At 59.2% G+C, this 9,797-nt stretch carries 5 protein-coding genes; all 5 read left to right on the top strand.

Going from position 1 to position 9,797, the window contains the following annotated elements; translation table 11 throughout:
• The coding region (locus CZ338_RS06135) for a hypothetical protein (RefSeq protein WP_162287319.1) at nt 1-403 on the top strand (403 nt) is incomplete at its 5' end.
• Nucleotides 403-1,050 carry a hypothetical protein gene (locus CZ338_RS06130; protein WP_087117405.1) on the top strand — a complete coding sequence of 216 codons (648 nt, stop codon included), beginning with the start codon at nt 403-405 and terminating at the stop codon, nt 1,048-1,050. The genes CZ338_RS06135 and CZ338_RS06130, both read left to right, overlap by 1 nt.
• A gap of 2 nt (nt 1,051-1,052) precedes the next feature.
• Complete coding sequence (locus CZ338_RS06125) at nt 1,053-2,627, top strand: Rib/alpha-like domain-containing protein (RefSeq protein ID WP_087117404.1); 1,575 nt, start codon at nt 1,053-1,055, stop codon at nt 2,625-2,627.
• A gap of 362 nt (nt 2,628-2,989) precedes the next feature.
• Entirely contained in the window at nt 2,990-5,983 is a 2,994-nt protein-coding gene (locus tag CZ338_RS06120; RefSeq protein ID WP_087117403.1) for an Ig-like domain-containing protein, read from the top strand.
• Nucleotides 5,984-6,247: 264 nt separating this feature from the next.
• On the top strand, nt 6,248-9,781 hold the full coding sequence (locus tag CZ338_RS06115; protein ID WP_087117402.1) for an Ig-like domain-containing protein: 3,534 nt from the start codon (nt 6,248-6,250) through the stop codon (nt 9,779-9,781).
• The last annotated feature ends 16 nt before the right edge of the window (nt 9,782-9,797 follow it).

Raw genomic sequence — 9,797 nt, 5'->3', positions numbered from 1 at the left:
CGACATCGACTTTGGTGCAGAAGTGCCGTCTACCGACCCCTCGGAGGATGCTATCTCTGCGCTTGAAAGCTTCACCAGCTACGGTCGCCCAGAGGAAATTCAGCACATGGGTGCCACTTTCTTGGCGGAGGCGACGCGCGAGCTCTCCTACGAGGACCACGAGCACATCAGTGCAGTCCTCAACCAGGCCGCCAACGCATTCGACGAGAATGGAATGGTCGATGGGCTGGCGTGGATTCGTCGGCAAGCAAATGGCCTTCCTGTTGTCCCCCTTGAACTTCCTAGCGGCGGTTCCGCACGCGTGACTCCCGAGGTGGAATTGATCGTTCCCGAGATTCCGGTGGAGGAAGCTCCTGATCTTGAGGCCACAGCCGAAGCGATTGCTACTGAGGAGGTCGAGTAATGAAACGCACAGTCGCAACCGCAATCGCGTGCGCACTCACCGCCGCTACCGTGATCGGTTCAACGGCGAGCATGACTGAGGCCGCACGATCTGAAAACTTAAACCTCACCACCGAGTTCAAGTTCAGTGTCGAAGAGCAGCAAACAACGAAGTTCGTGCTTGAGCACTCCTCTGATGGAATAAACTTCGTTTCGACAGATTCTGCGACGAAGACACTAAACCTTTCCTTGAGCTTTGATCCGTCCGCCCTAGCCATGAAACCTGGAGCCGCTAACGCGGTCTACGCCCCGATGTACATTCGCCTTGGCGCCGGTACAACGTCTGAAGCGAATGCGACGCTGACAGAGAACCAGCTCACTGATGCCCCATTCCCGAACTCCCTACGCTCACGGATCTACAAGGATGTCGATACCTGCTCTAAGGCTGGCATTGCTGGCAAGGCTGCTATCCAGACGATAACCACCATGCGCGGCCAAACCACTAATGCTTTCGAGTTAGCAGCTCCTAACGAAACTGGTAAACCCGGCGAACCCGTCAAACTGTGCGTTGAAGCATGGATGAACGACAATAATTGGCTCCTGGGTGGCGAAACCCCGCCCCGCGTCACTGCCCGCTGGCAGGTGCGTGCAGAAGAGAAGGGACAATAAAGATGGCTAAGAACAAGATCGGTCGCGCCCATGCCGTGGCTATCGCAGCGGGCCTTTCTGTCGCTCTCGTGGGTGGTGGCGTCGCAGTCGCACAGAACGTCAACTTGCCCAACCAAGACGTGGTCACTGCCTCTGACTGCGACCAAGTGGACGCGAACGGACAGCCCATTGCGTTCGGCAAGAAGGACACCAACGGCTGGTCCGCATCCAAGCCAGGCAATTTCCAAGGCACAAATCTCATGCCAGGCAACAAAGTGTTCCGTAGTTACGCGGTACGCAACCTTGATGCACGTCCCTTGAAGTGGACCATCGATATGACGAATTCGCAGATTACGGATGATGCCTACTTCGCTATCGGCACCGTTATCAGCGAGCCGCAGGCCGATGCCTCTGGCGCGGATACCACGGCGATTACTTACCCGTTAGCCCCGGAGGTGCCCCAAGCCGAGAGTCCCGCCAATGATTTTGTGTGGCTCATTGGCCCTGGCGTCACCGGTCCCGGCGGACAAGCATCTCAACTCACCGAGGAACAGCGGGGTACCTACAAGAAGGAAGTCATCATTCCTTCTGGGTCGTATGTAACGGTCACGGACTGGGTCGCTGTTCCGAAAAGCTGGGACTGGACTAGCCCGCGGCAGGACATCAACCCGGTTTGGCGCACTTCTGCGCAGCCCGGAGCGCTGGAGAACGGTGTCTTCACACCAGCAGCGGATGACGAGAAGGACTTCATTCCTATCGGTTGCGAGGCCAAGCCGACCGATACCGACACCAACAACCCGGTTGCCGTTGAGAACCCGGCAGAAATTCCCGCTGGTCAGACCCCCAACCCGAAGGACTACGTCAAAGACATCGACAAGCTCCCGGCCGGCACCACCTTCGAATTCAAGGACCCGAAGCCGGACTTCACACAGCCCGGCAACAAGAAGACCACCATCGTGGTCACCTACCCCGACGGCACCACCGACGAAGTCACGGTCACCATCCCGGTCAAGGCCGCGCCGACGCAGTCCGACGCAGACAAGAACGACCCCAAGCCGGTTACCTCTGCGGAAGTCACCGTGGGCGACACAGTCGATCCGAAGAAGTTCATCGCGAACGCTGACAAGCTGCCCGCGGGCACGAAGTTCGCCTTTGCGGATCCGCAACCTGACTTCAGCAAATCCGGTGTCAAGAACACCACCGTTATGGTCGTGTACCCGGACGGAAGCTCAGACGTCGTCAAGGTGAGCATTCGTGTGAAGGCTGCAACCGCAACACCGGCGCCCGGAGGATCGACTTGGAAGGATCTGTCCGCCCGTTGCCAGAAGGCGATTATCGGAGGCAGCATTTCCGGTGTACTTGGCCTGATCATCGCGGTTGCTTCGCAGGTCCGCATCCCGGGCCTCGGTGACCAACTGACGGCGGTGAACACTCAGATCCAGAAGAATCTCGGCATTTTCAACCCGAACCTTGCGGCGAAGGCTGAGAACATGACTGGGATCCTCGGCGGTCTACTTGGCACAACGATCTTCCTGGCATCGCTTGGAACGACGGTCGGTATCTGCAAAACCGAAACCGACAAGGGAAGCAGCGACTAATTAGGATCTTGTTTCCCGGTTGAGGGGCCCTGGCATACAGCCAAGGCCCCTTCCTTATACCGATCGACAAACAAAACTGCGCCCCGCGGAGGGGGAAGAACCTCAGTCATCCCCAAAAATTCACCCAGACTTCATTCATTCATCGACGGCGAGGCTAAAAGAAGGAACTCCCGTGAGCCCCACCATTCACATTGGGACCACTCGAAGTTAACCAAAGCTTAATAGCACCCTAATTCTTGCAAATCGCCTGGTCGATCGTTGGACAGCTGGTGTGAAAATCTATAACGCGACATAAACTTTTCGACGTAAACCTTCCCAGTACCTTCGCCACCTCTCGTGGCGCTTACCGTCAAAGGAAAACCATGTCCAAGCGACTCCCCTTCAGGACAGCTCTCGCGGGCTTGACAGCGCTGGCTATCCTGAGCCCCACGATTGCACCGGCCAACAACACCATTCTCTCGGCTGCCGTGGCCCAGGCCCAGACCGCACCGTCGATCGCGGGCCCCAACACCGTCAACATCAACACACCCGGTTCCTTCAACGTCAACGTCGATGCCCCGGCAGGTGGAAGCATTCAGTTCTACCTCGACGGCGTCCCCCTTGACGGCCCCGTCAAACTCGGCAATGGCGCCGCCCAGACTGTCACCAAAGCGATCACCCCGACCTCTTATTCCAACACCGCCAACCCCCACGTGGTCACCGCCCGCTACTTCGACGCTGAGGGCTACACCACCCGAGCGGATGCGGTGAAGAACTTCCAGACACCGCTGGACTTGACCAAGCTGATGGCCCAGGGGCCGGGCAGGAATGACGGAAACACCGTTTACAACTCATCAGTTAACGGCCAGCAGCGGAATACTTCTAACGCTCTCGAGGTAGCACCAAACCAGCAGATCACGCTTGACGCATCGGTGTCGGGGCTTGGCAACACTTTTACCTGGACCGATGTCTACGAGCTCGGGATCAATCCGCCAGCCGGCGCAACCTTCGTAAGCGGAAAGCGCACGGACAACCTCAACACGATGCTCCTCACCCGCGGTAACGGAACCGGCGGTTACGACCGCGTGCCAAACAGATTGAGTGGCGTCGAATGGCCGAGCTGGGGCGCCGATGGTTACCCGGCGGTCAACGCTGGCTACTTCGGAATCCAGCGCACGGACAACTACCGCGAAAGAAGCACCCCCCCGAACGTTCAAGGCGTGTTCAAAGCCCCCACCACGCCGGGCATCTACGTTCCGCAATTTGCTCAGTTCAAATATGCCAACGGCACAAACCACTACCTCCGCCCCATGGAGAACGCTGTCTTCCGAGTGAAGCCGCAAGATTTGCCACCCCTGAACCCGCGTCCAGGGGCGCAGCCGATCGGAACGACCGTCGCGCTCGCCCCGAACCAAGAGCTGACCGCTGGACAGGCCGGGCCACTGACAGTCACCGTCACCCCAGGCACCAAGGGCACGATCACGCTAAAGGCTGACGGCAAGATGATCGGCTCCACCACCAACATTCCGGCAGACGGAAATGTCACAGTTGAGAACGTCAAGATCGACAAGGCCGGTTCCACAAAAGTCGCTGTAACTTTCACCCCTGCAGCCGGCTCGATCTTTGCGTCATCCAACGGCGACGGCACGGTCAATGTGAAAGCCACGACCACGACGACGTACACCGGCGATAAGACTGGCACCAAGAGCGTGCCTGTGAAGCTCGCAGCGACCGTAACACCTAACACCGCATCGGGAACAGTGACGTTCACCCAGCGCGGCACTGTGCTGGCAGCTGATGTTCCAGTTAGGAACGGCATTGCTGAGGTCGAGCACAACTTCACCCAGGCCTCCACTTACCCCGTTATCGCCGAATTCAAGCCTGCTCAGAATTCGAACGCAGTGGGATCCAAGTCCAATTCAGTCGACGTCGTGATCAAAGACACATCAAGCGTTGAACTGACACTTAGCCCCAGCAACGTCGTTGCAGGTTCGCCTGTCAAGCTGACTGCCGCCACAGGCCCTCAGCTGGCGACACGTGGAACTGTCCAGTTCTACGATGGCGACACTGCGATCGGCAATCCAATGGCCATCCAGAACCGCTCAGCGTCCACTAACTACACGCCACAAGAGACCGGCCTCCGCACTATCCGCGCAGTCTTCACTCCCGAGGGGAATTACAACGCTTCGGAAGACTCCAAGCAGCTTGAGGTCACCAAGAAGGAAGAACCGCAGCAGCCACCTGCGCCCGAAGCAACTGCTCCGACTCTCACCGTGACCGCACCGACCGGCGAAAAGACCACCGCAGACAACATCACGCTGACCGCGAAAGTCGACCCGGCATCGGCAGGCACCGTCGAGTTCTTCAACGGCGCAACCTCCCTGGGCACCGCCTCAGTGACGAACGGCACTGCCGCCCTGACCAAGCCGCTGGCGGAAGGTGAGTACACCGTCACCGCTAAGTTCACCCCGGCAGCGAACAACACCACCGCGCTCCAGGCGACCTCGGGCCCCGCCCCGAAATTCACCGTCAAGAAGAAGGCGGACAACCAGCAGCCGCCGGCACCGGAGGCTACGAAGACGGAACTCACGCTGAACGCCCGCGAAGACGCGAAGGCCGGTGACACTGTCACCATCACCGCCACAACGGAACCGGCCGACGCTGAGGGCACGATCGAGTTCTTCAACGGCACGCAGTCCCTGGGCAAGGAGCAGGTCACTAACGGCACAGCCACCGGGACCTTCACCCCGGAGACCGCGGGGTCCTACGACATCAAGGCAGTCTTCACCCCGGCTGACAGCACCAAGTTCGCCGCCACGGAGCAGACCACCACGGTCACCGTCGCAGCGGTGACGCCGCCGGCGACGGATGGCACGGTTCCGACCGTCGATACGGCTACCCCCGCCCAAGGTAGGGTGGACGGAATCACGGCACTCACCGCGCGAGTGGAGCCCGGTACCAAGGGCAGCATCAAGTTCACGCTGACGGACGGCACTGAAATCGGTGCCGCCAAGATCAACTCCGATGGAACCGCGACCTTCAACTACCCGTTCCGGGAGCCGGGCACCTACTCAGTTCAGGCCCGCTACGTCACGCCTGAAGGTGTCGTTTCCACTGAGGCATCCGATGTCTTCACTGTGACCGTCGCCGAGAAACCGAAGTCGAGCATCACCGAGGGCTCTAACTCCAGCGAGAAGTTGGCCAGCTCTGAAGGCTCCAGCACCGGCGAGCAGTCCAGCCTCCAGGGCCCGAACCGCCCGTGGATCATCACCGGCATCACGCTCGCTGTCACCGCGCTGGTAGCGGGTCTCGGATTCTTCTTCCTGAACAATCCGGACATTAAGAACTTCCTCGCGCAGTTCGGAATCCGTTACTAGGACAGTTCCCTCCTGAGCCATAAGCCCTTCTGCACTGAGCTCACGCTCGCAGTGCAGGAGGGCTTTCGCATGCCTGCACCCCGTCCCAACCTTGCGAAATGAACTGAAGTTGAACACAGGTCGAAATCTTGGAACGCGCAGGGCGAAAGACGCTTTTCGACGCGCGCGATTCCTTCCTCAGCGTTACGCTTTAAGCACTTCCTGTCATTTCCCTGTCCCCTGCCTTATCCACAGGTAGGACAACGCTCACGAGGTGTGCTGATAATGGCCAACCGATTCCCGTTCCGTACTGCTATCGCCGGCCTGACTGCGCTGGCTCTGACCGCCCCTGTAGTCGCTCCCGTTAACACCACCACGCTCGCGTCCGCGGTTGCCCAGGTGCGGGAGGATCTCTCCGCCGAGAACAAGCTGGTGTTTGAAAAGCGTCCAGGGTCCGCACTGACAGAAAACCCTAACAGAGTGGACTTTGGTAAAGAAGGCACCTTTACCGTTCGCGTCCCGAATGCAGAAGGTGGTTCCGTCCAGTTCTTCCTGGATAACGTAGCCGCAGGCGCCCCTGTCGAGGTGGTTGGTGAACACGCTTCCGCGAAGCTCACCCCGACCTCTTTCACGTCCGATTCGTTCAAACACACCGTCACCGCCCGCTATGTTGACAAGAACGGATTCAACACGCGCGCAGATGTGGAAACCACCTTCAGCACCCCGAACGCTGTTCCGAAGGAACTCAGGTCTCAGAATCAAACAGACGAGGAGATGAAAGCCGGCCGCTACTCCTTCACCATCAACGGAAGGACTCGCTCCGACAATGAACCCTTGGAACTGGAACAGGGGCAAGAGTTCACCTTGAACGGAAGCAACCGGTTCACCAGCTCTTGGGGGTCGTTCACGAACGTCTACGAGATCGGTCTCAACCCTCCTGCAGGAGCCGAATTCGTGGACGGAACGCGCAAAGACCGTCGTGCAACTGTCGCCTACCAGGGTGCTAACGCAGACGGAACCGGTATCAGGCAGCACCCCGATGCTGACGGCAACTGGGGAATTGGTTCTAACCCGAAGGTGAACCCGGGATTCATCTCATACCGGCCAGAAGACTTCAAAATGTTCGCGCAGACCGCTGAGGTCGAAGGAACGTTCACCGCCCCTCAAACCCCTGGCATTTACTACCCGCAGTTCGCGATCTTCAAGTACACGGGACTCACTGGTGGCAACAAGACCCGCTACCTGCACCGCATGGACACGGCGGTTTTCCGCGTCCTGCCGCCCGCGCTCCCCGAGCGCAATTTGCGTACGGCTGTCTCCGTTGAACTTGTCGCTGACCAGAAACTCCAGGCAACCGTCGACGGCACCTTGACGGCCACCGTTTCACCCGACGCGTCCGGAACGGTGACGTTCATCCACCCGGGATCGAACAGTGAGCCCGACACTGTGCTGGGAACCGCGGGAGTGGTAGATGGTGAGGCAAAGCTCCACCCCGTGAATCTCAAAACAATGGGTGAGCAGGACATCAAGCTGACATTCACCCCTGCTCCAGGCACCAACTGGACCGCGTCTGAGGGCGCCGGAACAGTGTTCGTCGACCACGCCCCGGCCAAGACGACAAACCTCACCCTCACCATTCCTGGGGAAGCGGTGCAGGGTGTCCAGTTCGATGCCTCGGCCACTGTCGATGAAAAGGTCGATGGAACGATCCAGTTCTACTCGGTCGAGACCGACGAGCAGGGAAACAAGACGGATGTGAAGTACGGCGACCCTATCGAGGTCAATGCCAACAACAATTGGACTGCAACCGTTCACCCGAAACTGTTCAAGCTCGGCCAGCAGACCGCAAAAGCCGTCTTCACGCCCAAAGACGGCAATGCCTACGCGAAGTCCGAAAAGACGCAGGACATCTACATCAAGCAGCCGGCAACGAAACTCAAGCTCACAGCTGATGAGGGGAAGAAGGTCGGCGAGGACGTCAACATCACCGCCGCGATCGACCCTGCCGTTGGCGGCACGATCGTTTTCACAGACGGTGATACCGAGCTGGCAACCGAATCCGTCGCTGCCGGAACCGCAGAGGTGACCATCACCAAGTCATTCAACACCTCGGGCAGCCACGCCTTGAAGGCCATTTTCACACCGACCGACAATGTGATCTACCCAACGGCAGAAGACACCACCTCCCTGGTGATCGGCGATCGCAACAAGATCGACACGACCCTCGATCTCACAGCGGATAAATCTGAGCTGACCGTGGGCGAAGCAGCCATCGTCACCGCTAAGATCCCTGAGGGAGTCGAAGGCCGCGTGATGTTCGACGACGGCACTGGTGTCCAGGCCTTCGCACCCGTGGACAAGGCAACGGGTGAAGCCAAATTCACCTACGTCCCGCGTACCGACGGCGCGAAGACCGTTCAGGCAGAATTCGTGCCGATCAACGCTTCTGCGGCAACCCACAACGGAACAGCCAAGAGCGTTGACATCACAGTAAAGCCGGCAAGCACGGTCAAACAGGACACCAACCTGGTCCTCACCGGGCCGAATACGGTCACCGAGGGTGACAGCATTGTCCTCACCGCTTTTGTCAACCCACGGGGTGCCGCCGGAACCATTCAGTTCTCGGACGGAACCACCCCGATCGGTGACCCCGTCGAGGTCCGCAACGGTAAGGCCACAATCACGGTGCCCCAGGCCACTCTGGGCAACCACCAGTTCAGCGCATCGTACAACCCGGCCGGCGCATTCAACGCCACTCAGCCGGCGACCCACTCCGTCGATGTCAACGCTGCGCCTGCCCCTGTAACGCACACGGTCACGTCCACTGCGACCGCCGTTACAACTGCGCCGACCACCGTGACACAGCCGACTACCGTCACAAACGTGACCACGGAAACGGCTGTGCCGAAGACCGTCACCACTACCGTGACCCAGCCGACGACCATCAATAATTCGACCACCGTGACCTCTAAAGAAACGGTGACTTCAAGCACGACCACTACGACAACAGTGGCAAGCCCGACGACGATCACCGACTCGACCACCGTCACAACCGACAAACCGACGACCGTCACCAGCGTGACCACCACAACCGAGCGTCCTGCACCGGTGATCACCACAACCACAAAGACCGAATCGGTGGATAAGCCGACGACTGTCACTAAGTCCACCACCGTGGAAAAGCCGACAACCGTCACCAAGTCCACCACCGTCGAGAAGCCAACGACCGTCACTAAGTCCACCACCGTCGAGAAGCCGACGACTGTGACGACCACGTCGACGAAGGCTGGTGAAGCACCCGCTCCCGTCACTGTGACCACCACCGTCAAGCCGGGCTCCGATGCCCCGGCCGTCCCCGCTGCACCTGCTGTGGACTCAAGCAAGGCTGTGGACACCACTAACGGGCGCGAGGTGACTTTGACCGCGAGCGTGACGCCGGGCACCAAGGGTGAGGTTGTCTTTGAGACGGAGGACGGCACCGTCATTGGCAAGGCTCCGATCGCCAAGGACGGAACCGCAAAGTTGAAGCACACCTTCAACACCCCGGGAACGTATAAGATCCGTTCTTACGTTCAGTCCCCGGATGGGGTGAAGGGCGAGAAGTCCGCGGCATTCAACATCACCGTTGCAGAGCGCCCGAGCTTGAGCACAGGTTCCACCGTCGGCTCGAGCGAGGATTCGAGTTCTACGCCGAACGCAAAGATCGGTCTCGCCGTTGGCGGTACACTCCTCGCGTTCCTGCTGGGTGCAGTCACGGTCGGTCTGCTGGGTAATCCCGCAGTCAAGGCGCTTTTCGCCCGTTTTGGAATCCGTTACTAGGTCAGGGAGATCCAGT

Origin of the sequence: Corynebacterium urinipleomorphum (assembly GCF_900155535.1) — a bacterium.
GTDB classification, from domain to species: Bacteria; Actinomycetota; Actinomycetes; order Mycobacteriales; family Mycobacteriaceae; genus Corynebacterium; species Corynebacterium urinipleomorphum.
Note: the sequence above shows the minus strand (reverse complement) of the source record. Positions and strands in the feature narration are given on the sequence as shown.